Genomic DNA, 26,893 nt, shown 5'->3' with positions numbered 1-26,893 from the left:
TAACGCGCGCCCCGGTTGAAGTCTCAGGTCTAGGGTGAACAGTACATGTCTTTATCAGAAAGCCGCGCCAAACCATCGTCCGCAGCCCCGGAGAGCAACGTCTCTTCCCGTCTGAGGCAGGTGCTCAAAATCCGGGAGCTGAATGTATTTCTGGCGCTTATCGCCGTCAGCGTGCTCATCAGCCTTTCGACGCCCTACTTCCTCACAACCAACAATCTGATGGGCGTGTTCCGCTCCTTCTCGATGACGGCCATCATGAGCATCGGCATGGTGATGGTGATCATCACCGGCGGCATTGACCTTTCGGTAGGCTCGGCCCTCGGCCTGTCCTCGCTCATTACCGCGCTTGGCTTCAGCTATGGCCTGCCGACATCGGTGTGCATCGCCAGCGGCCTTGGCGTCGGGCTGGTTTTCGGTCTTTTCAACGGCCTGCTGATCACGGGCATCGGACTGCCGCCTTTCATCGCAACGCTGGGAACGCTTAGCATCGGGCGCGGCCTAATGTATATGATCACCCACGGCGTGCCGCAGACGCCCGATACGCCGGACAGCTTCGCCTATCTCGGGCAGGGCTATGTCGGCATTGTGCCTGTCCCAGTTGTCATCATGATGATCATGGCGGTGATCTTCTCCGTCATCATGACCAAGACCCGCTTCGGCCGGCATATCTATGCCACCGGCGGCAACGAAACCGCCGCGCGCTTGAGCGGCGTCAATACAAAGCGGGTCAAACTCATCGTATATATCACCTCCAGCCTCATTGCCTCGCTGGCGGGTGTCATCAGCTTCTCCCGGTATCTCTCTGCTGAACCGGCCTCCGGCTTCGGCGCGGAACTGGATGTTATCGCCGCGGCTGCTATCGGCGGCGCGAGCTTGTCGGGAGGGATCGGTAGTGTCGGCGGCGCCGTCATTGGTGCGGCTTTGGCCGGCATTATCGCAAATGGTGTGGTTCTCATGAACATCGACACCTACGCACAGCAAGCCATCACCGGCGCAGTGATTTTGATCGCTGTCGGGCTGGACGTGCTGCGCAACAGTAGCAGAGGAGGCCGGTCGTAGTCGTCGCTCATATGGTTCGAAATTAGAAATCTGGAAACGATTAAGCAAGGAAGGTTATAAAATGTCGTCATTTCATCGTTCACTCCGCATTGCAATGTTAGCGCTGCCCATGCTGGCCGCCGGCCACGCCATGGCTAAGGACGCCAAGGACATTGTGGTTGCCGTTATCCCCAAGGTTGCAGTCCCCTTCTTCGACGATTGCAACACCGGCGCAGCCGGAGCAGCCAAGGCCCTCGGCGTTCAGTATCAGTGGGTTGTGCCGCAGAACACCCAGGGCTCCACCCAGGTCAAGATCATCGAAGACCTCATCGCCAAGAAGGTGGACGGCATCGCGATTTCGGTCAACGAGCCCAAGTCGGTTGAAGGCGTGATCAAGCAGGCCACCAAGGCCGGCATCAAGGTTCTGACCTTCGACAGCGACAGCGCCAAGAGCGGCCGCAGCATGTATATCGGCACCATCAACAAGGCCGCCGGCGAGACCATGGGCGAGTCCATGGCCAAGGCTATCGGCGGCAAGGGTGAAGTTGCCGTTGTCACCGGCCAGCTCGGTGCATCCAACCTGAACGAGCGTATCGCTGGTATCAAGGAAGCCCTGAAGAAGTATCCGGACATCAAGATCGTCGCCACCGAAGGCACCGAGGACGACCTTGCCAAGGCCGTCTCCGTGGACGAGGCTCTGTTCCGCGCACATCCGAACCTCGCCGGCATCTTCGGCGTCAGCCAGGTTGGCGGCCCGTCGGTTGCCAAGGTGATGGACACCAAGGAATTCGCCGACCGCAAGGGCAAGGTCAAGGTTTTCGCCTTTGACGATCTGCCGGACACCATCAAGGGCGTGAAGGAAGGCTTCATCCAGGGCATCATGGTGCAGCGTCCCGTCACCATGGGCAAGCTGGCTGTTGAGCATCTGGTCGCCCAGATCAACGGCACCGAGAAGGACCCGAAGGATATCGACACCGGCGTGACCGTGGTTGATGCCTCGAACCTCGGCAGCTACACCAAGTAAGCCTGAAGCATCATCAGCCGGGCGGATCTCCGGAGCCGCCCGGCCTCGCACGACAGCCAGCAATATTGGAACCGGCCATGCCTTTTCTTGAAATGCAGAATATCTCGAAGACTTACCCCGGCGTGAAGGCGCTGGACAAGGTGAGCCTCGTTTTGCGGCAGGGAGAAGTGCACGCTATCGCCGGAGAAAATGGCGCCGGCAAGAGCACGCTCATGAAGATCATGACCGGCGTCACCAAAGCTGACCCCGGCGGCGTGATCAAGGTGGAGGGCGTCCCCACAATCATCCGCGATCCGTCGCATGCCCGCGAGCTTGGCATCAACATCATCCATCAGGAACTTTCGTTGGTGGATAATCTGACGGTTGCTGAAAACATTTTTCTGGCCCGCGAGCCTGTTGGCATTGGCGGCTTCATCGCTTCAAAGAAGATGAATGACGACGCCCGCAAGGCGCTTGACGAACTTGAAATCGACATCGATCCGCGCACGCTCGTTGAAAAACTGAGCATCGGTCAGAAACAGATGATCGAGATTGCGCGCGCCATTTCCTATGCATCCAAGATTATCATCATGGACGAGCCGACTGCGTCGCTCAGCCACCATGAATCGACAACCCTGATGCGCGTGATCAAAAAACTGCGCAGCCAGAATATCGGGATTGTCTACATCACGCATCGTCTCGAAGAGATTTTCCAGCTCGCCGATCACATCACGGTGCTGCGCGACGGCAAGACCGTTGACACACGGCCGATCGGCGAAATGACCCGGGATCTGCTCGTTCAGAAAATGGTCGACCGCGAACTGATCCAGCTTTTCGGCGAGCATAAATCGCATGCAACCGATGAAGTGCTGATGTCGGTCCGCAACCTGACGATGACGCATCCCGGCCCGCATCAAACACCCGTCAGGGACGTGAATTTCGATTTGCGCAAGGGCGAGGTGCTGGGATTTTTTGGCCTGGTAGGCGCCGGACGAACCGAAATCATGGAAATGATTTTTGGTGTCCGCGAATATTCCGGGGAAATCCGCATAGACGGCAAGCCGGTTCAGATCAGCAGCCCCGCCGTGGCCATCCGCAACGGAATCGGATTTGTCACCGAGGACCGCAAGGGTCAGGGCCTTGTGCTGGGCATGAACATCCGGGAAAATTTCAGTCTGACCCATCTGTCGGATTATTGCTCGTTCGACTTTGTCAATCGCGGCAAGGAATCAAGCCAGTGCAGCATCTATGCCCGCGAACTTGACGTGCGTACGCCGTCGATCGAGCAGAAGGTCGTCAATCTGAGCGGCGGCAATCAGCAGAAGGTCGTCATCGCAAAATGGGTCGCCCGCAAGCCGCGTATTCTCATTGTCGATGAACCAACCCGCGGCATCGACATCGGCGCCAAAGCGGAAGTCCATGCATTGCTTTCGCGTCTTGCCGAACAGGGCATATCGATTATCGTCATTTCGTCCGATCTACCGGAAGTGCTTGCCGTGAGCGACCGCGTTCTTGTGGTCAAGGGCGGGCAGATCAGCGGCGAACTGAGCCGCGCCGAGGCCACACAGGAACGGGTCATGCTGGCCGCCACAGGCTGACACATAATCCGTCCGGAATTTAACAAAAGACCAACAAGGAGAATTATCTTGAGCAAACGCATCATCTTTACTGGCGGAACCGGTAAAGCAGGCCGTCATGCCGTGCCCCACCTTCTGGCAAAGGGCTATTCTATCCTCAATGTCGACCTGAAGCCGCTCAACGTGCCGGGCGTGAACACGCTCATAGCTGACCTGACCGACAGCGGCCAGACCTTCAACGCCCTGACCACGCATTTCGGCTTTGAAGGCTACGAAGAAGGCAAAGCCCCGAGCGCTCCCGACGCCGTCGTTCATTTCGCCGCCATCCCGCGTGTGCTGATCGAGCCGGACAACAAGACCTTTCAGGCCAATGTGATGAGCACCTATAATGTCATCGAGGCCGCCATGAAGCTTGGCGTCAAGAAGGTGATCATCGCATCGAGCGAAACCACCTATGGCGTCTGCTTCGCCGAAGGCGACAAGGATTTCCACTCGTTCCCGCTCGAGGAAGATTACGACATCGATCCGATGGATTCCTATGGTCTTTCGAAAGTCGTCAATGAAAAGACAGCCAAGGCCTTCGCGATGCGCTATGGCGCTGACATTTACGCCCTGCGCATCGGTAACGTGATCGAGCCGCATGAATACGGCCCGTTTGCGGACTATGTTAAAAATCCGATGATGCGCAAGCGCAATGCCTGGGCCTATATCGACGCCCGCGATCTGGGTGAGATTGTTCATCTGTGCCTGCAGAAGGACGGACTGGGCTTTGAAGTATTCAATGCCGTGAACGACACGATTACGGCCGACATGCCGACCGAACAGTTCCTGGCCAAATATGCGCCCAATACGCCGATCACGCGCAAGATGGGCGAATTCGAGGCCCCGCTGTCAAACCGCAAGATCCGTGAGGTTCTCGGCTTCAAGGAACAGCATTACTGGCGTAATTACCTGCCCAAATAACCCCCAACGGGGCAGGCTAGGCAGAAAAGCGGCTGGACTCTCTCCCCAGCCGCTTTTTTGTGGCTAAAATTGAACAAAAAGAAACTCCGGAATCCGCATCGGATCCGGAGTCAGTGATGTGAGTTCTGTCCCGGCAAGGCGGGAACCTATCCCTGCTTCATCCAGCCCAGACCATCGATGGTCTTTCCGGCGGGACGATATTCGCATCCGACAAACCCCTCGTAGCCAAGTGCATCAATGCGCTCGAAAATGCGGCTGTCATTCAGTTCGCCGGTGTTTGGCTCATTACGGGCAGGAACGGAGGCAATCTGAATATGGCCGATCATCGGCATCAGCTGCTCAAGACTCTTTATCACGTCGCCATGAATGATCTGGCGATGGTAGATGTCATATTGCAGGCGCAGATTGGGGAGATTCATCTCGCGTATAAGGCCAGCAGCGAAATTGAAGTCGTTCAGAAAGTAGCCCGGCATGTCGCGGGCGTTGATCGGCTCTATGACGATGGTCAAGCCATGCGGCGCAGCAGCTGCGCAGGCAAATTCCAGCGCGGCGCGGTAGGCCGATACTGCAGCCGCATCTGCCCTGTCGGCAAGACCGCTCATCACATGGAGCGTCGGAACGCCGGTCGCCAGCGCATATTCGAGCGCCGTGGCGACAGAACGGCGAAAATCCTCCGCCCGCTCCGGCAGGGCTGCGAGGCCGCGCGCTCCCGCCGCCCAGTCTCCGGGCGGAAGATTGAACAAAGCCTGCTTAAGGCCATTGTCTTTGAGCGCACCGGCTATGGTCTGCGCCGGGAAATCATAGGGAAACAAAAATTCCACCGCGTCGAAGCCGGCGTCGGCGGCAGCCTTGAACCTGTCGAGAAAAGACCATTCATTGAACATCATGGTCAGATTGGCGGCAAAATGCGGCATGGGATCAACCTTGCTTGGCGGCGTTGGAAAGATCGAGACCCGTGATCTGAGCGATCATCCGGGCAACGGATGCATCATCGTCGCCATCCATGCCGGCCGCCGCCGTCATCAGAAACATCTGCAAAGCCGTGGATGTGATGGGAAGAGGAAACTTCTGGCTTCGGCCAATATCGCTGACGATTCCAAGGTCCTTGGTGAAAATCGAAATAGCGCTGCGCGGCGTATAGTCGTTCTCGAGAATATGCGGCACGCGGTTTTCAAACATCCACGAATTGCCTGCCGAAGCCGTGATAACCTCATAGACCTTGGCAAGGTCGAGACCCAGCCGCGCCGCGAAGGTCATCGCCTCGCAGGCCGCCGCAATATGAACACCGGCCAGCAATTGATTCACGATCTTGAACGACGAGCCGATGCCCGCCTCATCGCCCAGCCGGTATACCTTGCCCGCAATGGCATCGAGCACGGGCCCTGCCCGCTCAAAGGCTTCTGCAGAGCCAGACGACATGAAGGTCAGTTGGCCCTCTGCTGCGCGCACGGCGCCGCCGCTCATGGGCGCGTCGAGGTAGAGCAGGCCCATATCGGCCGCCTTTTTACCAAGCTTGCGCGCCTCATCGGGAGACATTGTCGCGCAGGAAATGATGACCCCGCCGCGTTTCATCGCCGCGGCAGCGCCGCCTTCGCCGAACAAGACCGCATCGGTCTGCGCGGCATTGACTACCACTACCACCACGACATCGGCATCCAGCGCGGCCTCGGCGCTGCTGGTCGCAGCCTTACCGCCCTTTTGTTCCAGCCCGGCGCGCGCGAGGGCGCTTATATCGAATCCGGAGGTTGGAATGCCCTTGTTTATCATCGACTGGGCCATGCCCAAACCCATGGAGCCCAAACCTATTACGGCAGCTTGCAAAGTTGTGCCACGTGTCATTGGCCGATTCCGCCCTTCAATTTCGCAAATATTACTTGGCTGCAATAGTTCGCAGCATGAAGACCTCGCCAACTTCCGCTGACTGTCAAAAATAGACCGTGCAAAAGTTCAGCCATTGAGATATTGTTAGCGCTGTCATTGGCATATTCATCAACATTGCCACTTATGTCAATCGGTTTATGATCCATAGTGAAAACGGGATTGCTATCGACTCCCGTTGGCGGCACAAGATCAGGGAATTTGGGGCGTTCGCACCCGAGGGGAAATTCAGTACAAGGAAAAGAAGCGATGAAAGAGCGCTCCAGACTGCCAGATAAAAAATCTAAAGTTACCTTGGCCGAAGTCGCCAAACTTGCAAATGTCAGTGAAATCACGGTTTCAAGAATCATCCGCAACAAGGGTTCATTTTCGAACGAAACCCGCAAGAAGGTGATGGAAGTCGTTGATTCAATTGGCTACGTCCCCAATCGCATAGCGGGTTCGCTGGCCTCCGCATCCTCGAATATTATCGGCGTCGCAATTCCCTCACTCTCCAACATCGTGTTTCCGGAAGTGTTGCGCGGCATCCACGCCGCTCTGAAAGGCACCGATTATCAGCCAGTCGTCGGCGTGACGGAATATAATTCCAAGATCGAAGAGGCTTTGGTGCGCTCACTCATGGCTTGGAAGCCTGCGGCAATGATCATCGCCAGTTCCGATCACACGCCGCCCACACGGCAAATGCTGCTGCAAAGCGACATTCGTATCGCCGAACTGATGGATATAGATCCCGAGCCCATGGACATTGCCGTCGGCATGTCGCACCGGCAAGCCGGATATGATTCCGGCCGCCACCTGATCAGCCGGGGCTATCGCCGTTTTGGCTATATCGGCCACAATTGGTCGGACGACCGACGCGCGCGCATTCGCTACGAGGGCCTTTGTCAGGCTCTGGCCGAGGCTGGGCTCGGCATCATTGCCCATGCGATCTGCGACGGCCCAAGCTCAACCCTGGCGGGACGCGCCATGACGGCGCAATTGCTTGCGGACAAGGAGCCGATAGAAGTTGCCGTTTATTCCAACGACGACATGGCAATCGGCGGAGTGTTTCACTGCCTTGGCTCTGGCGTCGCCATCCGGCAGCAACTGGCCATTTTCGGATTCAACGGGCTAGAAATAGGCGATGCCTTACCGATGGCCCTCTCCACCATCCGCTCAAACCGATATCTGATCGGCAAAATGGCCGTCGAAAAAATACTTGAGAATGTCCACCGCCGGTCAGGCCCGGTCGTGGTCGACACCGGCTACGAAATCATCTTCGGAGAAACAGCCTGACGGGAAAAAACAGGGCGCAGACCGGATTGACAGCGCTAACATTATTCGTCAAAACTCGTTTCTGACCTTGCAGAGCCCAATTCCGTCGCCTGAAATGCCGATCGCTAAGCCGGGCCGCCAAAAAGAGGAAACTGTCATGACGAATGCTGCGCAAAAGCCAAAAATTGGCTTCATCGGTTTGGGATATATGGGCCATGGCATGGCCAGGAATATCGTTGAGAAGGGCTATGCGCTCACCGTTATGGGGCGCACGAAACGTGAAGCCATTGAGGATCTGATCGGCCGTGGCGCGGTCGAGGTCAAGACAGCCCGCGAAATCGGCGCCAATTCCGATATTGTGTTTCTCTGCGTCACGGGCTCGCGCGAGGTTGAATCCATCCTGCGCGGCGAAAACGGTCTCCGGCAGGGGTTGCGCCGCGGCGCCATTGTCGTCGATTGCTCGACATCCGATCCCAATTCCACGCTTGCACTCGCCGCCGAGCTCGAGAAAGATGGCATTGAATATGCCGATGCGCCGCTGGGCCGTACGCCAAAAGAAGCCTGGGCAGGCACGCTCGACACCATGGTTGGCGCCAAGGACGAAGTTTTCGCACGGTTGCTGCCGGTTCTGGAAACATGGGCAGGCAAAATTGTCCATATTGGTCAGGTCGGCGACGGCCATAAGATGAAATTGCTCAATAATTTCCTCTCTCTGGGCTATGGCGCACTCTATTCGGAGGCGCTGGCTCTGGCCCGCAAGGTTGGCATTTCACCGCAACGCTTCGATAGCGTCATCAGGGGCGGACGCATGGACTGCGGCTTCTACCAGACGTTCATGCAATGGACGCTGGATGCCAACCGCGACGCGCACAAATTCAGCATTGCCAATGCCTTCAAGGATCTTCGCTATCTCGAAGCCATGGCCGACGCGGCCGGAATCGTCAACATGATGGGCAATGCCGCCAAAAATACCTTTGCGGCCGCCAATGCGCAAAATCCGGAAGATTACGTGCCGATGCTGGCTGATCACATCGCACGGCTCAATGGCATCGATCTGGAAACGAAATAAGGAAACGTAACGTGTCGAAGCACCCTGCCCTCTCATCCGGCGGAATCGCTGTTGTCACCGGCGCAGCATCCGGAATTGGTCTAGCGGCGGCCCATCGCTTTGCGGCGCTTGGCTTGGCTGTGGCGCTGGTCGATCTTCCGGGCGAAAAGCTGCAGCGGGCCTGCGCTGAGGTTGCCAGATCCGGCAATGCCAAGGTCCGCGCCTATGGCTGCGACGTCAGCCAGATTGCGGAAGTCGTCGCACTGCAGGCCACCATTCAGGCTGAAATGGGCGACGATGTAACGGTTCTCATGAATAATGCCGGGATTCAGCCCGGCAGCGCCATACTTGACCGCGCCAACTGGCAAAAGGTAATCGCCGTCAATTTATGGGGCGTTATTAACGGCTGTCAGATATTTGTGCCGACAATGCAGGCGCATGGAAAGCCCGGTCTCGTGATCAATACCGGCTCCAAGCAAGGCATAACCACCCCACCCGGCGACCCGGCCTACAATGTGTCGAAGGCTGGTGTAAAAGTATTTACTGAGGCGCTGGAACATGAACTGCGCAATACGCAGGCGAACCATCTTTCAGCGCATCTTCTCATACCCGGATTCGTCTTTACCGCGCTCACGGCCAACGGACGAACGGAAAAGCCGGCCGCGGCATGGACACCGGAACAGACTGTCGATTTCATGATGCAGTCGCTGGACGCTGGCGATTTCTACATTCTATGCCCTGACAATGACGTTCCCCGGTCACTCGATGAAAAGCGCATAGCCTGGGCTGCCGGAGACATTGTTGAAAACCGGCCGCCGCTTTCACGCTGGCACAAGGACTACAGTGCGGCTTTCGCGCAATATATCAAAGATTAAACGCTATTCTCCGACAAAGGACATTAAAATGCTGCTCGGTTGCATTGCAGATGATCTCACCGGAGCGACAGATTTGTCGCTGATGCTTTCTCGTGAGGGCCTGCGCACCATCCAGACAACAGGGCTGCCAGACAAAGAGCTCAATCTCGACGAGGTGGACGCTGTTGTCGTGGCGCTGAAGTCGCGGACAATTCCGGCTCAGGATGCCGTCGCTATGTCGCTTGCAGCGGCAGACTGGCTTTTGCAGCACGGCGCCAGACAGCTTTTCTTCAAATATTGCTCCACGTTCGACTCGACCGATCAGGGCAACATCGGACCGGTGGCGGAGGCCCTGCTCGCCCGGCTGGAGGCAGATTTCACCATCGCCTGCCCGGCCTTCCCCAAAGCCGGACGCTCCATTTATATGGGAAATCTGTTCGTCAACGGCATTCCGCTGGCGGAAAGCCCGATGAAGGATCATCCGCTCACGCCGATGCGCGACTCCGACCTGCGCCGCGTGCTGCAGCGGCAGACGACCTGCCGGATTGGCCATGTCTCCTATGACGACGTTGACGCCGGGCCTGCGCGCACTGCCGAAGCCTTCAGCCGGGAACAGGCCGCTGGGCGGCAGATCGCTATTGTCGATGCCCTGAACGACACGCATCTTCGCACCATAGGCAAGGCCGCCGCCGTGCTCAAGCTTGTGACCGGCGGATCGGGCATCGCCATAGGCCTTCCTGCCGCCTATGTCGAAGCCGGGTTGCTGAAGCAACTCACACCGCCACCCAGCACGATTTCAGCGCCACAGGGGCGATCCATCATATTGGCCGGTTCATGTTCGGTCGCAACGCGCGGACAGGTCAAAGCGGCAATCGACGCCGGATTACCGAATTTCCGGATTGATCCTCTGGCGCTTGCCGAGGGACGCGTAAATCTGCAGACGGTTCTGGACTGGCTTGCGACGCTCAGCGGCAGCGTGATTCCCATGATTTATTCGAGCGATGATCCGGCCAAGGTTGGTCTCGTGCAGGAAAAGCTGGGGCGCGAACAGGCGGGCCACATGATCGAATCGCTTCTCGCCGATGTGGCGCGGCAATTGCCGGGACTTGGCTTCAGCCGCATTCTGGTGGCTGGCGGCGAAACGTCGGGGGCTGTGGTCAACGCCCTGAATGTCGGAGTTCTCGCCATCGGGCCGGAGATTGATCCCGGCGTGCCATGGACGCTCAGCAAGGCGGGGCCAAAGGTCGCGCTTGCTCTCAAATCCGGCAATTTCGGGACACCTGATTTCTTCCTCAAGGCCTGGAACATGCTGCAATGAGCACAGAGGCCAAACTGCGCGAACAAATTTGCCGGTGTGGTGCGTCGCTGTTCAACCGCGGACTGACATTCGGCTCTGCTGGCAACATTTCCCTGCGTCTTCCGGACGGCGGCTGGCTGATGACGCCGACAAATGCCTCTCTCGGCGATCTTGATCCGGCCCGCCTGTCGAAAATTGCCGCCGATGGCAGTCTCGTCAGCGGCGACAAGCCAACGAAGGAAGCTTTTCTGCATCGCGTCATGTATTCGCAGCGGGCGAAATGCGAGGCGGTTGTCCATCTGCATTCGACCCATTCGGTTGCCGTATCCTGCATGCACGGCATCGACGCACACGACTGCCTGCCGCCTCTCACCGCCTATTATGTTATGCGCGTGGGCAAACTGCCGCTGGTACCCTACCACCCGCCCGGCGACGAGAGCCTCGCTCTGGCCGTTGAAAAGCTGGCCACAGACCATCATGCGGTTCTGCTCGCCAACCACGGCCCCGTGGTTTCCGGCTCCAGCCTTGACGCCGCAATGAATGCGACAGAAGAACTGGAAGAAACAGCCAAGCTTTTCCTGCTCCTGCGCGGGTCCGCGGTGAACCCGCTTACCGGGGAGCAGGTGGACGAACTGCGGCGGCGCTTTCCCGGCTAGTGCGGCGCCTGTAGCGGAATTGCATTAAAAGTCTCGCCTGTCTCATTTCTGCATTAATGCTTTGGTAAACATAAAAGGCGATAAGCGTTATTGACTTGATGCGTTAATCAATTAATCAGGAACGCGCAAGGAAGGGTGGCCGAGTGGTTTAAGGCAACGGTCTTGAAAACCGTCGTAGGTGCAAGCCTACCGTGAGTTCGAATCTCACCCCTTCCGCCAAATTACTCTAAAGCCCGTAGGAATCGTCGTTAATGGCTGATGGCATTTTGCCGTCCACCTGTACTTGGTGATTACGAGCTGACGTCATCAAATAGTCTCGCACCTCTCGGCTCGCTGGTAGAACCATATATCCGGCGTCTAAGTTACCAAGGAGCAAAGACTCCTCACGAGGACGCAGCCTCCAATGGAGCGCAATCAACGTGCATAGCGCTGCATCAAGCATGTCTTGATCCGCCTTTCGTGGCTGAACCGTTTGGCCGGCGATGCTGCACCACTTGGCAAGCTCGTTACAGCCCAGAATTCGGGCGTTTTTCGCCGCCGCTTGAGCCACAAGACGCCAGTCAGCGATACGAAAGGTTTTTTTACGACCCGGATTGTAGCGAGGACCTTTCAGACGTCCAAAGAACCCGGTGTCCAGTGACGCCATCGCAAGAGCGGGAAACACCTCCATCACGTATGTCCCACAGTTGGCATTCCGCGCCCCCTCCGGATTTTCGTTGGCCGCTAACTCCTTTAAAAAGCGCCAAATCGGAGCATTGCTGCAGAACAGTCCACGCCGTCCTTGATTCGAGGGCTGAACCCCGCCGCCGAGCCAGCTCATGAGAGAAGCAGCTGTACGCTCTACGGGCCGCATGCCAGTCGGATTTGGAACGCGAGTCGGCTGGTCGAGTGCAATAAGCGTGACGCCGTTCTTGGAACGGTGTTTCCCGATGAAGGACAATGCGCCGTTGAAGGACACTAGCTCAGGAGCGTGAAACAACGTCTGATGGTCGCCTTCGATGCCGACGGCGCAAATGGCTCCGAGGGCTTTTGGGTTATCCGCCCAGGCAGAATCAAACCCTATGTAAAGATCCATGCGTGCTTCCCTTCGACGAGCGTACTACGGCTGTGGCCTCGATCGTAACGGAATAGCCAAAACATCGCGATCAACACTACAAGTCGTGGCTAGCCACCATCGCGGTGACTTCAAACAATCTTATTCATCATCAAGAGCTTTCAGCCACAAACGCTCGGCCTTGGCTGTGCAGGGCACAGTGGTCGATTTGGCGATCTGGGGCAGGCTATCCGACGGTTCTTGAAAACTTTGGCCATTTTAACCAAGCCGCTTACGCAAAAACTTCGGGGTCCGGCCCGATACGATCATTGACATTGAGCGAGGCAATCCCCGCCATGTCATCTGCCGTCAGCGCGAAGTCGAATATATCGATATTCTCCGCAAGCCTTTGCGGATGAGTCGATCTTGGAATGGCGGAAAGACCAAGTTGCAGATGCCAGCGCAGGATAATTTGAGCTGGCGTTTTGCCGAGGCGCTGCGCGGCCGAACGTATTGGATCTGCATCAAACGATCTTGACTGCCCGAGCGGCGTCCAGCTTTGCGTGCGTATGTTCAGCCGTTGGTTGACGCCGCGAAGCCCGACCTGCTGCAATCTGGGGTGAACTTCAATCTGATTGACGACAGGCACCTCGCCTGTTTCGCTGATCAAACGCGTCAGATGGCGTTCATTGAAATTCGAAACACCGATCGAACGCACCCGCCCCTCTTCGCGAAGACGGATCAGCGCCCTCCATGTCTCGACATAGAGGTTGCGCTGCGCCGCTGGCCAGTGGATCAGATAAAGATCAAGATAATCCAGACCCAAACGATCGAGGCTCGCCTCAAAGGCCCGCAGCGTGCTGTCGTAGCCCTGTTCTGAATTCCACAATTTGCTGGTTACAAAAATATCCTCTCGCCGGATCTGCGTGCGGCGGATGCCTTCCCCCAGTCCCTCTTCATTGCCGTAAATTGCAGCGCCGTCGATCAGGCGATATCCCAGCCGAATGGCCTCACTGACAACCTGCGCCGTATCTGTGGCAGGAATTTGCCAGACGCCAAGCCCGATAGATGGCATCAAGCGTCCGTCGTGAAAGGTGAGAGTATCTGTCGTCATAATGTGATGTCCCGGCAATTCTGCACTGGTTTTATAGTCTTTGGGTGTCAATAAGTACGATCAGCGGCCAGACGGCCAATTTATCTGCGCATGCATTCGTGATTGCAACGTGCCAGCATTTTTTATGTTTGTCATGACCTGTGCGTTCAAAACTGCACGGCAGCCCGGTCTTTAGCTGCTGTCCCGGCAAGCACCCTGAGCAACGCTCATTGACATGCAGGTATTTACCTGCATATTATGAAATCAGTTACGGATGAGACGGATGCACGCTGACAAGGTTTTCAAGGCGCTGGGCGACCCGACACGAAGGAAGCTGCTTGATCTTCTTTTCGAGGAGAACGGGCAGACCCTCGGCCAGCTTTGCGAAAGCCTCGACATGACACGACAATCCGCAACTCAGCACCTTGGGATTTTGGAGGACGCCAATCTGATCAGCACAGTGAGGCGTGGCCGGGAAAAGCTGCATTTTATCAACCCCGTGCCGCTCCATGAAGTCTATGAGCGGTGGGTACGTAAATTCGAGCGCCAGCGTCTCGGCCTGCTGCATGATCTGAAACGGGAAATTGAAGGAGAGGACCAATGACCAGAGAGACGACCAGCTTTGTTTATGTCACCTACATCCGCGCGACACCTGAAAAGGTGTTCGAGGCCATTACCAAACCGGAACTTGCACGGCGCTACTGGGGCCATGAGAACGTCTCCGACTGGAAGCCCGGATCGCAATGGCAGCATGTGCGCGCCAATGAGGAGCGGAGCGTGCAACTCATCGGCAATGTTATTGAAACCTCGCCCCCGAATCGGCTTGTAATTTCTTGGGCAAATGCTTCGCAGGCCACCGACCCGGCCAGCCACAGCCGGGTGACATTTGAGATAGAGGAATATGAAAACATGTCCCGGCTCACCGTCACCCATAATGAACTTGAAGCCGGCAGCGGCATGGAGAACGGCATCAGGCGCGGTTGGCCGATTGTCTTGTCCAGCCTGAAATCCTTTCTGGAAACGGGACAGGGCATGGACGTTTTTGCCAAGCCGAAACAAGCCTGATCCGGCGCGGCGCAAAATGAATGCCGCGCGTTTCTGGCGAAAGTCACAGATCTGCAACATGCCGATCCGGCAGATAAGCCTGTCTCTAGACCAGCCGGATCCTGCTATTTCAAATGAACCGGCTTTTCGCCGGTTTGTTCCAGGATCTGGTGGATTTCAGATGTCAAATGATTATTGGTTTCCAGCAGCTTGTGCACATTGTTGCTGATGTCGAGCAACGCCTCGGCATCTTTAAATGTCTGATACGCCTGCTTATCGGAAGCAGAGGCTGCAACCTTCTGCCCCACCATGATGATTGAAAGCAGAACCAGTTGGAGAAACGTCTGCGCAATCCAGGCTATGAGCTGCGCCGTGCCGCCTTTTATGGCATCCGGCAAACTGATCAACGCCAGAATGGTGAAGCCATAGGCGCACCACATCGTGGCAACACCATCGGTGATCTTCACGGCAAGCCAACCGTTAAAGCCGGCATGCTCCCTTGCAATTGTCGGAACACCCTGCTTTTTGCGGGCTTCAATGTGGGGATGGGGCTTGTAGCTCATTTCAATCTTCCAATCTGGTTTGATTTCGTCGCAGTCCAAGCGGGACAATGCACGAATTCTTTCCTGTGCGTAACTTGGTAAATATACGCCCTGTACAGCGGAACGGCCTGCGGCTTCGCCTGTTGCCGCCGACATTTGGCCTTTGCGGCACATGAAAAAGCTATCGATAAAATTGGTCTGACAACATTGACTCCTAAATTTAGCCGCGATATTCGTAAGATGTCAGACCAATTATGATAAAAATGGCTTTTATAAATGGATGCGATGACCGAAGCGAGCGAAACGCCACTGGCTCATTTACAGCCCCTGCCCACTGCGGATCGCAGCGAAGAGGTCATGCGCGTCATCAGCCGATATATTGCCGAGGCCAACCTTAAGCCGGGCGACAAATTACCGACGGAACGCCAGCTCATGGAAAATCTGGCCGTCGGGCGTTCCACCATCCGCGAAGTGATCCGCAAATTGCAGTCGCTCGGCATTGTCGAGACACGCAAGGGCAGCGGTACCTACCTGCTGCGTACGATTTCAGCCAATTCCGTCCATATGCCGCTGACCATCGACGCGGCATCTCTGCGCGACCGTCTTTTGCTCACATTGGAAGTGCGCCGCGGGCTGGAGCTTGAGGCCAGCGCACTCGCAGCCCTGCGCAGCACGCCGGACGATATTGCCAATATGGAAGAGAAACTCGACGAAATGGAGCGGGTCCACCATATCAAAGGCACGGCCGGCCGCGAGGATCTCGCTTTCCATCTGGCAATTTACGATGCCACGCACAATCCGCTGTTCGGTCAGTTGCTGGAGCAGATGCGCGACGCCTTTGAACGTTTCTGGCATACGCCGTTCGACAGGCCGGATTTTGCCGCCCGCTCCTTTCCGTTTCATCGCCTGCTCTTCAACGCCATTCGCGACAAAGACCCTGAAGAAGCCCGCAAACATACGCTGGCCATTCTCGACGTGGTTGAAGACGACATCAAGGATATGTCCAAATGAGTGAACCGAACGACACGTTCCATCGCGCACAGCTTATTCTGGCGCATGACGAGGGCCACGCTTACAATGCCGTGGTGCCGCCAATCGTGCAGACGTCGCTCTTCACGTTCGACACTTATGAAGAAATGGCCGCGACCTATCGCGGCGAACGCAAGCGTTTCGTCTATTCACGCACCACCAACCCCAATCTGCGCCTGTTCGAGGAAAAAATTGCGGCGCTGGAATGCGGCGAGGACGCAATCGGCTTTGCCAGCGGCATGGGCGCAATTTCCGGCACGGTGCTGGCCTTTGTCAAACCGGGCGACAAAATTGTCTGCGTAAGGCACGTCTATCCGGACGCTTACCGATTTTTTGAAACCTTCCTGAAAAAGATGAACATCACCACGGTCTATGTCGATGGCATGGATCATGAGGCCGTATCCGCAGCACTGCCCGGCGCCGCCCTCTTCTACATGGAGAGCCCGACAAGCTGGACCATGGAAAGCCATAATGTGCGCGCACTGGCCGCAATGGCGCGTCAGCACGGCGCTCTGTCGATGATAGACAACAGTTGGGCAACGCCCTTGTTTCAGCGCCCGCTTGAACTTGGCGTCGATATTGTCATTCATTCCGCCTCGAAATATATCGGCGGTCATTCGGATGTCGTCGCCGGCGTATCGATTGGCAGTGCGGATCATATCCGCCAGATCCGCGGCACCATAGCGCCCTATCTTGGCGCCAAGCTTGCCCCCTTCGATGCCTGGCTGTTGCTGCGCGGGTTGCGCACACTGCCGGTACGCATGCGTGCGCATGAATCTGCCGGCCTGACGATTGCGCGGCGTCTGGCCGAACATCCCAAAGTAACCAAAGTCTACCACCCCGGCCTTGGCAATAAATTACCCGATGGCCTCGAAGGCACGTCTGGCCTGTTCTCGTTTGAATTTGACGGCAGCGTCGATATTCCGCGCTTTTGCAACAATATGCGCCTGTTCAAACTGGGCGTGAGCTGGGGCGGCCACGAAAGTCTGGTGGTTCCGGCGCTGGTTACGCGCGGACAGGTCGGCGGGCCGAATTCCGCACTCGATTTTGGCGTGCCGGACACAATGGTCCGGCTTCATGTCGGGCTGGAGGGCACAGACGCACTCTGGGCCGACATCACTCACGCAATCTCCGACAGCTCTTGTCGGTAGCAACAAGCGGGCGGCCTGAGCCGCCTGTCTATGACAAGATTTGATCAACAAATCGGCAAACCAACGCAACGGAAAGAGGAAACACCCATGATGAAAAAATTGCTTATGACCGTCGGAGCCACGCTTCTGCTTGGTGCGCAGGCCCACGCCGACACCACGCTCAAATTGGTGGAAGTCATCACCAGCCCGGAGCGCACGGACACCCTCAAGGAGATCGTCAAGACCTTTGAGGCAGCCAACCCCGGCGTCAAGGTCGAGATCACCTCGCTGCCCTGGGGACAGGCCTTTGAAAAATTCGCGACCATGGTGTCTGCGGGCGACACGCCTGACGTCGTCGAAATGCCGGATCGCTGGCTTTCGCTCTACGCGAACAAGGGCATGCTGGAAAGCCTTGAGCCCTATCTGGCCAAATGGGAACATACCAAGGATCTGAACGACCGCGCGCTGGAAATGGGCCGCTACGTCAACAAGACAGCCTATGCCTTGCCTTACGGCTTCTATCTGCGCGCCATGTTCTACAACAAGAAGCTGTTCGCACAGGCTGGCATTGCCGAGCCGCCGAAGACGCTCACGGAATTCTGGGACGACGCCAAGAAAGTATCGGCGCTGCCCGGAAAATATGGCTATTGCCTGCGCGGCGGGCCCGGCGGACTCAATGGCTGGATGATGTTCGGCGCCACGATGAACGGCGACAATACATTCTTCAAGCCGGATGGCACATCCACCATGGCGGACCCCGGCTGGGTCAAGGGCGTCACATTCCTCGCGGATCTCTACAAGGCCGGCTATGCGCCGAAGGACAGCGTGAACTGGGGCTTCAATGAAATTGTCTCGGGCTTCTATTCCGGCACCTGCGCCATGCTGGATCAGGATCCCGATGCGCTCATTGCCGTTGCCGAGCGTATGAACAAGGATGATTACGACGTCGTTCCGATGCCCAAGGGCGAAGCCGGCAAGGCCTTCCCGACCATCGGCTATGCCTCCTGGTCGATGTTCTCCAATTCCAAGCAGAAGGATCTCGCCTGGAAGCTGATCGCCACTCTGGACGGACCAGAAGGCAATATCGCCTGGAACAAAAAAATCGGCGCATTGCCGATCTACAAATCGGCTGAACACGACCCATTCTATGCCGATCCGAAGTTCAAGGGCTGGTTCGCCGAACTGGCCGACAAGAACGTGATTCCGACCGTCATGCCGACCTATCTGCAGGAATTTGCCTTCTTTGCCGATTCTATTTCCGTGAAGACCACGCAGCAGGTGCTGCTCGGTCAGCTCAAGCCGGAAGACATGGCCAAGCAATGGGCCGATTATCTAACCAAAGCCCAGCAGAAATTCATGGCCAAGAAATAATTCCGGCGCAGCCAAACCAACACATCTCGTGCGCCGGGAGAAACTTCGGCGCACGACCTTCCTCCCGCATGGAGATTTTGCAATGTCAGTCCTGAGCCGACAGGAACGGCGCCCCTTTTCCACCCGAAGCGCCCTTCTTGCCGCTGAGCCGTGGTTTTACGTATCGCCTGCCGTACTTCTTATCGGCGTGGTGATGCTTGTTCCGCTGGCTATTGGCCTCTCCTACGCCTTCCGCGATCTCCAGTTGCTGGACCCTTTCAGTGGCGGCTTTGTCGGCTTCGATCATTTTCGCGAATTGTGGAACGACGCAAATTTCTGGAACGCCCTGAAAAATACCCTGCTCTGGACCATTGTCTCTGTTGTACTGCAATTCGTGCTGGGGCTCATTCTTGCGCTGATGCTCAACAGGCCGTTTCCGGGACGCGGACTCGTGCAGGCGCTGGTCTTCCTCCCCTGGGCAGTGCCGACCTTTCTTTCCGGCCTCAACTGGGCCTGGCTGCTCAACCCCGTCGTCGGCCCGGTGCCTTACTGGCTGACGGCTGTTGGCTTGATGGCCACGCCGGAGAATATCCTGTCCGATCCCGATCATGCCATCTGGGGGCCCATCATGGCCATTGTCTGGTGGGGTATTCCCTTCTTTGCGATTACGCTGCTGGCGGCACTGCAATCGATCCCCAAGGACATTTACGAGGCGGCGGAGATTGACGGCGCCAGCGCCTTCCAGCGCTTCTGGTCGATCACGATTCCCTTCCTTGCGCCAACCATAGCCATTACCGTACTGCTGCGCGCCGTATGGATCGCCAATGCCGCCGATCTCATTGTGGTCATGACCAAGGGCGGCCCGGCCGACTCGACACAGATCGTCGCCAGTTACATTTTCACGCAGGCCTTCCAGCGCCTTGATTTTGGCTACGCCTCGGCGATCGCCACAGTGCTGCTTGTCCTGCTGCTGGTCTATTCGCTGGGTCTGATCATGCTGCGGCAGAAATTGTTGAAGGCGGGATAATCAAATGTCGGTCAGGGGTTCCAAAATCCGCAAGATCAGCTTCTGGATCTTTCACTATCTGGTCATCGGGCTCTATGTTGCCGTGGCCCTGTTCCCGCTGTTCTGGCTGCTGAAGGTTTCGGTTACTCCGAACAAGCTGCTCTACACCGAGGGCGTGCGCCTCTGGCCATCGCAGACAAGCTGGGAACATTATTATTCCGTCATTCATCACACGGATTTTCCGCTGTTCTTCCGTAACAGCGTGATCGTGTCGTCGGCCACAGCACTGTTTACGACGATCTTTGCCGCCGGTGCGGGATATGGCTTCTCGCGGTTCATTTTCCGCGGCAAATTTTGGCTGATCGGTCTGATGCTGGTGACGCAGATGTTTCCGCTGGTGATGGTGATCGCGCCGATCTTCAGGCTGTTCGCGCCCCTTGGCCTGACCAACAGCCTGACGGGCCTCATCATCATCTATACCGCCTATAATGTGCCCTTCGCCGCCTTCCTCATGCAGTCCTTCTTCGACGCCATCCCCAAGGAACTGGAAGAGGCCGCGATGATCGACGGAGCGACGCGATTTGGCGCCTTGCGCGACATTATCCTGCCGCTGACATTGCCAGGGGTTGCCGCGACGCTGGGTTTCGTCTTCACGGCAGCCTGGAGCGAACTGCTGTTCGCGCTCATGCTCAATTCGCGGCAGGAGGCCACGACATTTCCGGTCGGCCTGCTGACCTTCGTATCGAAATTTTCGGTGGACTTCGGGCAGATGATGGCGGCAGGCGTGCTCGCGCTCATTCCCGTCTGCATCTTCTTTCTTCTCATCCAGCGGCACCTTGTGCAGGGCCTTACGGCCGGCGCTGTGAAAGGCTAAATCCATGACGTCGATTGATATCAAGAATGTGGTCAAGAGTTTCGGCGCGGTGCCGGTGCTCAAAGGCGTCGACCTGCACATCGAACCGGGCGAATTTGTCGTGCTGGTCGGACCGTCCGGCTGCGGCAAGTCAACGTTGCTGCGCCTTATCGCCGGACTGGAGGAAATGTCATCCGGCCAGATCAGCATTGATGGACGCGTCGTCAATGACCTGCCGCCGCGCGAGCGCGACATTGCCATGGTGTTTCAATCCTATGCGCTTTATCCGCACATGACCGTGCGCGACAATATGAGCTACAGCCTCAAACTGAAACGCACGCCGACGCAGGCCATTGCCGATGCCGTCGCGCTTGCCGGAAAATTGCTCGGGCTCGAACAATTGCTGGAGCGCAAGCCACGCCAGTTGTCGGGCGGCCAGCGCCAGCGCGTCGCCATGGGCCGCGCCATCGTGCGCAGGCCCAAGGCTTTTTTGTTTGACGAACCGCTGTCAAATCTCGATGCCCGGCTTCGCGAACAGATGCGCTTTGAAATCCGCAAGCTGCATCACGATCTGGGCGCAACCTCCGTTTATGTCACCCACGATCAGATCGAAGCCATGACCATGGCGGACCGCATCGTTGCCATGAACGGCGGCGTTATCCAGCAAGTCGGTACGCCGCTCGATCTCTACGATGACCCCGCCAATATTTTCGTTGCCGGGTTTATCGGATCGCCCGCAATGAATTTTCTGAACGGCACTTTGCGCGCCAATAACGGCTTCGCCGACGTCTGCATCGGCGCGTTGAAGCTGGGCACTGTGCCCATGCCTGCCAATGGCCTCCCCGATGGACGCGTGACCATTGGCCTGCGCCCCGAGCGCGTATCTCTGACCACACAGGCCGACGGCGTACCCGCAAAGGTCGTCCTAATCGAACCTACCGGGCTTGGCACCGTTGCCCATCTGGAAATTGCCGGGCAATTGCTCAAGCTGTTCACAACCGACCGGCCACCGATTCAGGCAGGCGACGAGACCTATATCCGCGTCGAACCTGCAGATATCAGACTATTCCACCCTGAGAGCGGTGTGCGCCTGAGACCAGCCGGCTGAAGCGGAGCTTGCGCTACAGGTCGCTTGCGGCAGGGAGCAACCCCGCCAGCAGCTTGTTCGGGAAGCGCCGTTTCTGCACGATCGCGTAAAAGGTCTCGGTGACCTCGGGAATACGGCAGTGCTCCACCAGCACGCCGGACTGCAGTTCATCGCGCACCACGATAGGCGGCACCAGCGTGACCCCCTCGCGTTCACGGGCCAGAAGGCGCAGCATGGCCATGTCGTCAACCTCGGCGAGAATGGTGGGCCGAATGCCCGCCAGTTCAAGAACTCTGTCAAACGCAACACGGATATCGCTGTCGAGACTTGGAAGAAGCACAGGCTCTGAGCGCAGATCCTCCGGAAAACGAAATTTCCGCTTGTCCTTCCGTGGACGGCCCACCAGACTAACCGGCTGTTCGTTGAGCAGATAATTGCGCAGCAACGACCGGGCATCCCGCGGCGCGGCGCTGTTGGCCAGAACAACATCGAAGGCGTGAGCCTCCAATTGAGCGAGAAGATCGCGGATATTGCCGGACCGGACGATCAATTCCACGTCCGCACGGCCAACCAGAGGCCGGAGGAATTCCAGCTGGAAGTTTCGGGACAAAGTCGTGAGCGCACCGACCCTGAGCACCTGACGGCTGGCGACCGGACGCCCCCGGAGCGTACTCATCAGTTCGTCCCCTGTCTTGAACACCGTATCGGCATAGTTGAGCGCAATCTGGCCGGCTTCAGTCAGGACAAGTTTCTTGCCCGCGCGCTCAAAGAGCGGATGCCCCATCTGATGCTCGAGTTTCTGGATCTGAACCGAGAGCGCCGACTGCGACAGGTTCATATGTTCGGCCGCCCGCGTGAGGCTGCCCTCGTGCGCGACCGCCCAGAAATAGCGAAGATGATTGTAATTCAGGTCTCTCATATCGTTCTATTAAAACGAATGATAATGACAAAACAATGAATTTTTTAAACATCGATTGCTCCATTACAAAGACCCCCGAACTGAAGCATTCTTCGAAGGGGAAATTCCGTGCCAATCCATCTCTTGCCATTGCTGGCGCCCATTCCTCTGCTGCTCAGCGCGGCAGCCGGCTTTCTGAACACGGGACACAGGCCAAGATATCTTCCCAGACTGGCAGAAGGGGCTGCACTTCTGGCGCTTGCCGCCGGATTCGTCTCGGCCGCAGCGCTGATTCATACCGGGCCCGGCGTCAGTGCCGTCATCGGAGTTTATGGTATGGGCTTGTCGGCCCGGCTGGACACCGTCAGCGCTGCGATGCTGCTTCTGGTTAGCTTCATCGGCTGGATCGTCGTTCGCTATGCGGCAACCTATCTTGACGGCGAGCCGCGGCAGGGTCCTTTCACAGGGTGGCTCTGCCTGACGCTGGCCGCCGTGCTGCTGCTCGCCACTGCAGGCAATCTCTTCCAGCTGGTGCTCGCCTGGATCGCCACGAGCCTTTTTCTTCACAAGCTTCTGCTGTTCTATCCTGACCGCGAAACCGCGCAGCGCGCCGCGCGCAAAAAATTCATCACCGCCCGCCTCGGCGATGTCGCCTTGCTCGGCGCAGCCATACTGCTCGCGCTGGCTTATGGAACGGGCGATATCGGCTCGATCCTGCAATCTGCGCGCGCCGGCAATGGCGGAGGCCTTGCAGTGGCAGCGGCAAGCCTGCTGGCTGTCGCCGCCATGCTCAAATCCGCCCAGTTTCCGACCCACGGCTGGCTGACTGAGGTCATGGAGACGCCTACGCCCGTATCCGCCCTGCTTCATGCGGGCGTGGTCAATGCCGGGGGCTTTCTTCTGGTCCGCTTCGCCGACGTCATGCTCCTGGCACCGGGCGTTCTCGCCGTCCTTGTGATGATCGGCGGTTTCACGGCGCTGTTCGGCAGTCTGGTCATGCTGACACAACCGGCGGTGAAAACGTCGCTGGCCTGGTCGACCGTTGCGCAGATGGGTTTTATGATTTTCGAATGTGGTCTGGCGCTGTTTCCGCTGGCGCTGCTGCACATTGTGGCCCACTCGCTCTATAAGGCGCACTCGTTCCTCGCCTCCGGTGGCGCTGTGGAGCGGGTCGCCGCCATCCGCAGGCCGGGCGCGGTCGCCATCCCCGATGCGGGCGCCGTCGGCCGGGCCTTCCTGTCGGCCTTCCTGATCTACATTCTCGTGGGGCTGGGCTTTGGCCTTGCACATGAGTCGCCGCAGGCCATCGCGCTGGGGCTGATCATGATATCCGGCGTAGCCTATATGCTGGCGCAGGGATTTGCCGATGCGGCGCCCCAGGCCCTCACCCTTCGCACCGCTGTTTATGCCGTGGCGACTTCCGTCAGCTATTTCGCGCTTCAGACGGCCACGATCTCTATAACATCAGGTGTCCTGCCAGCCACGCCGTCGCCGGGGCCGCTGGAATGGACACTTATCGTGCTCGCTGTCCTGAGTTTCGGTCTGGTTGCCATAGTTCAGGCCATGTTTCCGCTCTGGGCCTACCACCCTGCAGCCACCGGCCTGCGCGTTCACCTCTCGAACGGCTTTTACGCCAACGCGGTCTTTGACCGGCTCGTCGGCGGCTGGTCCAGCCGCAGCGCGTCCTGATCATTCTGGAGATTTAGACATGCAAAACACATCTCAACCGGCAATGGACGATGATCAGTTCCTCTTGTTGGCGGCGGATCGCGCGGCGCGCGCCATTCCCCCTGTCTGGCCGCTGACATCGAGCGTTGCGGTTAACCCCTTTCTGGGCCAGACGAGCGACAGTCTCCCGAAAGCGGGCGCACGCCTTGCGCGGGTCGCGGGCATCTGCGTCACCATGCCGAGGCACTGGTACAGCGAGAAAATTGCTGCAGGGGTCATCAGCGACGCAGATCTGCTCGACGCATGGACGCGTGCGCCTGCCCATTTACGGCCCGCCGATCTGACCGCCCTCAAAAAAGCCGCCGCCACGGACACGCCAAAGCCGGACGCGCTGCCAACCATCGCCGATCTCGCAGCGGCAATTTCCGGAATAAATTGGCCCGGTCTGATTGCAGAGAGGTTCGGCGCCTGGGCGGCAGGCTATTTCGACGAAGGTCAGGCCCTCTGGGCCGCGCCGCGCGGTAAGAGCGCCTATGCGGCCTGGCGGGCTACAGCCATGCATGATCTGACACCGGAGATTGCGGGTCTGTCCGGATTTGCTCTGCATGTTGCGGAGGCTCCCGAATCGGCAAGCGCCGTTATCGCGCGCGTCACCGATCGGCTTGGCCTTCGGCCGGAGACGCTGGAAACCTACTTCCACCAGATGCTCATGACGCTGGGCGGCTGGGCGCAATATGCGCGCTACAAACTCTGGAAATCGGAACTCGCAGGTGAAACGGATCAAACGATTACGGATTTCCTTGCAATCCGTCTGATCTGGGAAGAGTGCCTGTTCCTGCGCTTTGGCAGCCAATTTGCCGACCGGTGGGCAAATGTGCGCGCGGCGCATGGCGTGCCGGTCGAGCCGACACCCGACCTCGTAACCGATGCAATCCTTCAGGACGCGGCGGAACGCGCCGCTCAGCGGACGCTGGCAAATACAATGGCAAAGGCCAGCCCCCAAGCCGTGCCGCAGCGCCCGCTTCTGCAGGCCGCCTTTTGCATTGACGTGCGCTCGGAGGTTTTCCGCCGCGCGCTCGAGAGCATGAGCCCGCAAATCCAGACGCTCGGCTTTGCCGGCTTCTTCGGTCTGGGTACTGCGCATCGTCGCTTTGCCTCCGATACAGAGGAGTTGCGGCTACCGGTGCTGCTCAATCCTGTCCTGAGGTCCTGCTCTGGCGGCCCCGATGTCGCAGCGGCTGATCAATCCACGAGGATCAGGGCGCGGGCAAAGCGCGCCTGGGGCCGGTTCAAGCTCGCCGCCATATCGTCCTTCGCCTTTGTTGAGGCCACGGGGCCGGTTTATGTTGGCAAGCTAATCAGCGATGCACTGGTTTTAAAGGGCACGAAGGCGCCAAACGATCCGGCGCCCCGCCTCAACCCCGGGCTTGACCTGACCAGCAAGACAAAGGCAGCAGAAACGGTGCTGCGGGCCATGTCGTTGACGACGGATTTCGCGAGGCTGGTGATTCTGGCCGGCCACGGTGCGAATGTGGTCAATAATCCCCACGCCAGCGGGCTCCATTGCGGCGCCTGCGGCGGCTATTCGGGAGAGGTCAACGCGCGCCTGCTGGCCGCTCTGCTGAATGATCCGGAAGTGAGGTCGGCGCTGGCGCATAGCGGCATCGACATCCCCGCAGATACCCTCTTTCTTGCGGCTCTGCACGACACAACAACGGATGAGGTGACTCTCTATGCCGGCGATCACCCCTCCGACGCCCACAAAGCGGATATCGCCACTGCCAGAACCTGGCTCGCCGCTGCGGGAAAACTTGCCCGCGGCGAGCGCGCCCTCCGGTTGCCGCGGGCCAAGGGTGAATCCGCTGTCGCCAGAAGAAGCCGCGACTGGGCGGAGACGCGTCCTGAATGGGCCCTTGCAGGATGTAAGGCATTCATTGCCGCGCCCCGCTTGCGCACAACGGGCAAGAGCCTTGAGGGCCGCGCCTTCCTGCACGATTATGATTGGAAGAAGGATAAAAACTTCGGTGTTCTGGAGCTTATCCTGACAGCACCTGTCGTCGTGGCAAGCTGGATCAGTCTGCAATATTACGGCTCGACCGTGGCGCCCGACGTGTTCGGAGGTGGAAACAAGCTCCTGCATAATGTCACAGGCGGCATAGGCGTTGTCGAAGGCAATGGCGGACTGCTGCGGGCCGGCCTTCCCTGGCAATCCGTGCATGACGGCGAGGGTTATGCGCACGAACCCCTGCGTCTTTCGGTCTGTATCGAGGCACCCCGCGAGGCGATGTCGGATGTCCTGAGCCGCCACGACAATGTGCGCGCGCTTTTTGACAATGGCTGGCTGCATCTGTTCGCCCTTGATGACGAAGGACGCATGGCCTGGCGCTACGCCGGCGATCTGCAATGGACCGCGATGAACGATACCGGAACTGCGGAGCCATCGCCCCTTTTGAAGGTCGCAGTCTGAAGTTTCTCAAGGTCAGAAAAGCAAATCGCTTACGAATGAGGAAACCATGTCATGAAACATATCCGGTCTGTGTACGTCTGGGCAGCATCAGAAGTGGCTCACGCCAGCAAAACGGACAGAAAGGT

25 protein-coding genes and 1 tRNA gene are annotated in these 26,893 nt (G+C 57.9%); 20 read left to right on the top strand and 6 right to left on the bottom strand.

What is annotated here, in order from left to right; translation table 11 throughout:
- The first annotated feature begins 45 nt into the window (after window positions 1-45).
- The 4 genes from AC0N03_RS08970 to AC0N03_RS08955 all read left to right on the top strand — a co-directional run bounded on the left by AC0N03_RS08970 (window position 46) and on the right by AC0N03_RS08955 (window position 4,581).
- Window positions 46-1,059 carry an ABC transporter permease gene (locus tag AC0N03_RS08970; protein ID WP_474288345.1) on the top strand — a complete coding sequence of 338 codons (1,014 nt, stop codon included), beginning with the start codon at window positions 46-48 and terminating at the stop codon, window positions 1,057-1,059.
- Between the two features lie 61 nt (window positions 1,060-1,120).
- The gene (locus AC0N03_RS08965; RefSeq protein WP_474288344.1) at window positions 1,121-2,062 is read left to right on the top strand and encodes a sugar-binding protein; all 942 of its coding nucleotides are present in this window, start codon (window positions 1,121-1,123) and stop codon (window positions 2,060-2,062) included.
- A 77-nt stretch (window positions 2,063-2,139) separates the two neighbouring features.
- The gene (locus tag AC0N03_RS08960) at window positions 2,140-3,639 is read left to right on the top strand and encodes a sugar ABC transporter ATP-binding protein (protein ID WP_474288343.1); all 1,500 of its coding nucleotides are present in this window, start codon (window positions 2,140-2,142) and stop codon (window positions 3,637-3,639) included.
- A gap of 48 nt (window positions 3,640-3,687) precedes the next feature.
- A complete protein-coding gene (locus AC0N03_RS08955; RefSeq protein WP_474288342.1) occupies window positions 3,688-4,581 on the top strand; it encodes an NAD-dependent epimerase/dehydratase family protein in 894 nt (297 codons plus the stop codon).
- Window positions 4,582-4,727: 146 nt separating this feature from the next.
- Here the strand turns inward: AC0N03_RS08955 and otnI are convergent, their stop codons facing one another.
- Together otnI and ltnD are read right to left on the bottom strand one after the other, a co-directional pair.
- Complete coding sequence (gene otnI / locus AC0N03_RS08950) at window positions 4,728-5,495, bottom strand: 2-oxo-tetronate isomerase (RefSeq protein WP_474288341.1); 768 nt, start codon at window positions 5,493-5,495, stop codon at window positions 4,728-4,730.
- Between the two features lie 4 nt (window positions 5,496-5,499).
- Complete coding sequence (ltnD, locus tag AC0N03_RS08945) at window positions 5,500-6,420, bottom strand: L-threonate dehydrogenase (RefSeq protein WP_474288340.1); 921 nt, start codon at window positions 6,418-6,420, stop codon at window positions 5,500-5,502.
- Window positions 6,421-6,708: 288 nt separating this feature from the next.
- Between ltnD and AC0N03_RS08940 the strand changes: the two genes are divergently transcribed.
- The 6 genes from AC0N03_RS08940 to AC0N03_RS08915 all read left to right on the top strand — a co-directional run bounded on the left by AC0N03_RS08940 (window position 6,709) and on the right by AC0N03_RS08915 (window position 11,787).
- On the top strand, window positions 6,709-7,734 hold the full coding sequence (locus tag AC0N03_RS08940) for a LacI family DNA-binding transcriptional regulator (protein ID WP_474288338.1): 1,026 nt from the start codon (window positions 6,709-6,711) through the stop codon (window positions 7,732-7,734).
- Window positions 7,735-7,828: 94 nt separating this feature from the next.
- Window positions 7,829-8,782, top strand: coding sequence for an NAD(P)-dependent oxidoreductase (locus tag AC0N03_RS08935; protein ID WP_474288337.1), 954 nt, complete (start codon window positions 7,829-7,831; stop codon window positions 8,780-8,782).
- 11 nt (window positions 8,783-8,793) lie between these two features.
- The gene (locus tag AC0N03_RS08930; protein WP_474288336.1) at window positions 8,794-9,636 is read left to right on the top strand and encodes an SDR family NAD(P)-dependent oxidoreductase; all 843 of its coding nucleotides are present in this window, start codon (window positions 8,794-8,796) and stop codon (window positions 9,634-9,636) included.
- Window positions 9,637-9,664: 28 nt separating this feature from the next.
- Window positions 9,665-10,933 carry a 3-oxo-tetronate kinase gene (gene otnK, locus AC0N03_RS08925; protein WP_474288335.1) on the top strand — a complete coding sequence of 423 codons (1,269 nt, stop codon included), beginning with the start codon at window positions 9,665-9,667 and terminating at the stop codon, window positions 10,931-10,933.
- Window positions 10,930-11,568, top strand: coding sequence for a 3-oxo-tetronate 4-phosphate decarboxylase (gene otnC / locus AC0N03_RS08920; RefSeq protein WP_474288334.1), 639 nt, complete (start codon window positions 10,930-10,932; stop codon window positions 11,566-11,568). Before otnK ends, otnC begins: the two co-directional genes overlap by 4 nt.
- 129 nt (window positions 11,569-11,697) lie before the next feature.
- Window positions 11,698-11,787, top strand: a tRNA-Ser gene (locus tag AC0N03_RS08915).
- A 7-nt stretch (window positions 11,788-11,794) separates the two neighbouring features.
- Here the strand turns inward: AC0N03_RS08915 and AC0N03_RS08910 are convergent.
- Both AC0N03_RS08910 and AC0N03_RS08905 read right to left on the bottom strand, forming a co-directional pair.
- The gene (locus AC0N03_RS08910) at window positions 11,795-12,643 is read right to left on the bottom strand and encodes a DUF429 domain-containing protein (protein WP_474288333.1); all 849 of its coding nucleotides are present in this window, start codon (window positions 12,641-12,643) and stop codon (window positions 11,795-11,797) included.
- 250 nt (window positions 12,644-12,893) lie between these two features.
- Window positions 12,894-13,715, bottom strand: coding sequence for an aldo/keto reductase (locus AC0N03_RS08905; RefSeq protein WP_474288332.1), 822 nt, complete (start codon window positions 13,713-13,715; stop codon window positions 12,894-12,896).
- A 262-nt stretch (window positions 13,716-13,977) separates the two neighbouring features.
- On the opposite strand from AC0N03_RS08905, the gene AC0N03_RS08900 reads away from it, so the two are divergent.
- Complete coding sequence (locus AC0N03_RS08900; protein ID WP_474288331.1) at window positions 13,978-14,298, top strand: ArsR/SmtB family transcription factor; 321 nt, start codon at window positions 13,978-13,980, stop codon at window positions 14,296-14,298.
- Window positions 14,295-14,759 carry an SRPBCC family protein gene (locus tag AC0N03_RS08895; protein ID WP_474288330.1) on the top strand — a complete coding sequence of 155 codons (465 nt, stop codon included), beginning with the start codon at window positions 14,295-14,297 and terminating at the stop codon, window positions 14,757-14,759. Before AC0N03_RS08900 ends, AC0N03_RS08895 begins: the two co-directional genes overlap by 4 nt.
- A 104-nt stretch (window positions 14,760-14,863) precedes the next feature.
- Here AC0N03_RS08895 and AC0N03_RS08890 read toward each other — a convergent pair whose 3' ends face one another.
- Complete coding sequence (locus tag AC0N03_RS08890; protein ID WP_474288329.1) at window positions 14,864-15,436, bottom strand: hypothetical protein; 573 nt, start codon at window positions 15,434-15,436, stop codon at window positions 14,864-14,866.
- A gap of 129 nt (window positions 15,437-15,565) precedes the next feature.
- Between AC0N03_RS08890 and AC0N03_RS08885 the strand changes: the two genes are divergently transcribed.
- The 6 genes from AC0N03_RS08885 (at window position 15,566) to AC0N03_RS08860 (ending at window position 21,756) form a co-directional block, all read left to right on the top strand.
- Complete coding sequence (locus tag AC0N03_RS08885) at window positions 15,566-16,291, top strand: FadR/GntR family transcriptional regulator (RefSeq protein WP_474288478.1); 726 nt, start codon at window positions 15,566-15,568, stop codon at window positions 16,289-16,291.
- Window positions 16,288-17,460, top strand: coding sequence for a PLP-dependent transferase (locus AC0N03_RS08880; protein ID WP_474288328.1), 1,173 nt, complete (start codon window positions 16,288-16,290; stop codon window positions 17,458-17,460). Before AC0N03_RS08885 ends, AC0N03_RS08880 begins: the two co-directional genes overlap by 4 nt.
- Before the next feature lie 90 nt (window positions 17,461-17,550).
- A complete protein-coding gene (locus AC0N03_RS08875) occupies window positions 17,551-18,810 on the top strand; it encodes an ABC transporter substrate-binding protein (RefSeq protein ID WP_474288477.1) in 1,260 nt (419 codons plus the stop codon).
- A gap of 82 nt (window positions 18,811-18,892) precedes the next feature.
- Complete coding sequence (locus tag AC0N03_RS08870; protein WP_474288327.1) at window positions 18,893-19,816, top strand: carbohydrate ABC transporter permease; 924 nt, start codon at window positions 18,893-18,895, stop codon at window positions 19,814-19,816.
- 4 nt (window positions 19,817-19,820) lie between these two features.
- Window positions 19,821-20,669 carry a carbohydrate ABC transporter permease gene (locus AC0N03_RS08865; RefSeq protein ID WP_474288326.1) on the top strand — a complete coding sequence of 283 codons (849 nt, stop codon included), beginning with the start codon at window positions 19,821-19,823 and terminating at the stop codon, window positions 20,667-20,669.
- A gap of 4 nt (window positions 20,670-20,673) precedes the next feature.
- Window positions 20,674-21,756, top strand: coding sequence for an ABC transporter ATP-binding protein (locus tag AC0N03_RS08860; RefSeq protein WP_474288325.1), 1,083 nt, complete (start codon window positions 20,674-20,676; stop codon window positions 21,754-21,756).
- A gap of 13 nt (window positions 21,757-21,769) precedes the next feature.
- Here AC0N03_RS08860 and AC0N03_RS08855 read toward each other — a convergent pair whose 3' ends face one another.
- Window positions 21,770-22,654: a LysR family transcriptional regulator gene (locus AC0N03_RS08855; RefSeq protein ID WP_474288324.1), complete on the bottom strand. Its 885-nt coding sequence runs from the start codon at window positions 22,652-22,654 to the stop codon at window positions 21,770-21,772.
- 108 nt (window positions 22,655-22,762) lie between these two features.
- Here AC0N03_RS08855 and AC0N03_RS08850 point away from each other — a divergent pair, with 108 nt between their 5' ends.
- Together AC0N03_RS08850 and AC0N03_RS08845 are read left to right on the top strand one after the other, a co-directional pair.
- Complete coding sequence (locus tag AC0N03_RS08850) at window positions 22,763-24,322, top strand: proton-conducting transporter transmembrane domain-containing protein (protein ID WP_474288323.1); 1,560 nt, start codon at window positions 22,763-22,765, stop codon at window positions 24,320-24,322.
- 19 nt (window positions 24,323-24,341) lie between these two features.
- A complete protein-coding gene (locus AC0N03_RS08845; protein WP_474288322.1) occupies window positions 24,342-26,768 on the top strand; it encodes a YbcC family protein in 2,427 nt (808 codons plus the stop codon).
- Window positions 26,769-26,893: the final 125 nt, after the last annotated feature.

Source organism: Methylocystis sp. sgz306128, from assembly GCF_056032725.1.
The sequence above is the reverse complement of the archived record's forward strand: the minus strand, read 5'-3'. Positions and strand labels throughout refer to the sequence as shown.

Excerpts from the sequence above, each read along its gene's own strand:
- AC0N03_RS08970 (WP_474288345.1), top strand. The coding sequence starts at position 46 with ATGTCTTTATCAGAAAGCCGCGCCAAACCATCGTCCGCAGCCCCGGAG.
- AC0N03_RS08960 (WP_474288343.1), top strand. The coding sequence starts at position 2,140 with ATGCCTTTTCTTGAAATGCAGAATATCTCGAAGACTTACCCCGGCGTG.
- otnK (WP_474288335.1), top strand. The coding sequence starts at position 9,665 with ATGCTGCTCGGTTGCATTGCAGATGATCTCACCGGAGCGACAGATTTG.
- otnI (WP_474288341.1), bottom strand. The coding sequence starts at position 5,495 with ATGCCGCATTTTGCCGCCAATCTGACCATGATGTTCAATGAATGGTCT.
- AC0N03_RS08880 (WP_474288328.1), top strand. The coding sequence starts at position 16,288 with ATGAGTGAACCGAACGACACGTTCCATCGCGCACAGCTTATTCTGGCG.
- AC0N03_RS08910 (WP_474288333.1), bottom strand. The coding sequence starts at position 12,643 with ATGGATCTTTACATAGGGTTTGATTCTGCCTGGGCGGATAACCCAAAA.
- AC0N03_RS08855 (WP_474288324.1), bottom strand. The coding sequence starts at position 22,654 with ATGAGAGACCTGAATTACAATCATCTTCGCTATTTCTGGGCGGTCGCG.
- AC0N03_RS08965 (WP_474288344.1), top strand. The coding sequence starts at position 1,121 with ATGTCGTCATTTCATCGTTCACTCCGCATTGCAATGTTAGCGCTGCCC.
- ltnD (WP_474288340.1), bottom strand. The coding sequence starts at position 6,420 with ATGACACGTGGCACAACTTTGCAAGCTGCCGTAATAGGTTTGGGCTCC.
- AC0N03_RS08895 (WP_474288330.1), top strand. The coding sequence starts at position 14,295 with ATGACCAGAGAGACGACCAGCTTTGTTTATGTCACCTACATCCGCGCG.
- AC0N03_RS08865 (WP_474288326.1), top strand. The coding sequence starts at position 19,821 with ATGTCGGTCAGGGGTTCCAAAATCCGCAAGATCAGCTTCTGGATCTTT.
- AC0N03_RS08845 (WP_474288322.1), top strand. The coding sequence starts at position 24,342 with ATGCAAAACACATCTCAACCGGCAATGGACGATGATCAGTTCCTCTTG.
- AC0N03_RS08900 (WP_474288331.1), top strand. The coding sequence starts at position 13,978 with ATGCACGCTGACAAGGTTTTCAAGGCGCTGGGCGACCCGACACGAAGG.
- otnC (WP_474288334.1), top strand. The coding sequence starts at position 10,930 with ATGAGCACAGAGGCCAAACTGCGCGAACAAATTTGCCGGTGTGGTGCG.
- AC0N03_RS08860 (WP_474288325.1), top strand. The coding sequence starts at position 20,674 with ATGACGTCGATTGATATCAAGAATGTGGTCAAGAGTTTCGGCGCGGTG.
- AC0N03_RS08905 (WP_474288332.1), bottom strand. The coding sequence starts at position 13,715 with ATGACGACAGATACTCTCACCTTTCACGACGGACGCTTGATGCCATCT.
- AC0N03_RS08940 (WP_474288338.1), top strand. The coding sequence starts at position 6,709 with ATGAAAGAGCGCTCCAGACTGCCAGATAAAAAATCTAAAGTTACCTTG.
- AC0N03_RS08885 (WP_474288478.1), top strand. The coding sequence starts at position 15,566 with ATGACCGAAGCGAGCGAAACGCCACTGGCTCATTTACAGCCCCTGCCC.
- AC0N03_RS08890 (WP_474288329.1), bottom strand. The coding sequence starts at position 15,436 with ATGTCGGCGGCAACAGGCGAAGCCGCAGGCCGTTCCGCTGTACAGGGC.
- AC0N03_RS08870 (WP_474288327.1), top strand. The coding sequence starts at position 18,893 with ATGTCAGTCCTGAGCCGACAGGAACGGCGCCCCTTTTCCACCCGAAGC.
- AC0N03_RS08875 (WP_474288477.1), top strand. The coding sequence starts at position 17,551 with ATGAAAAAATTGCTTATGACCGTCGGAGCCACGCTTCTGCTTGGTGCG.
- AC0N03_RS08935 (WP_474288337.1), top strand. The coding sequence starts at position 7,829 with ATGCCGATCGCTAAGCCGGGCCGCCAAAAAGAGGAAACTGTCATGACG.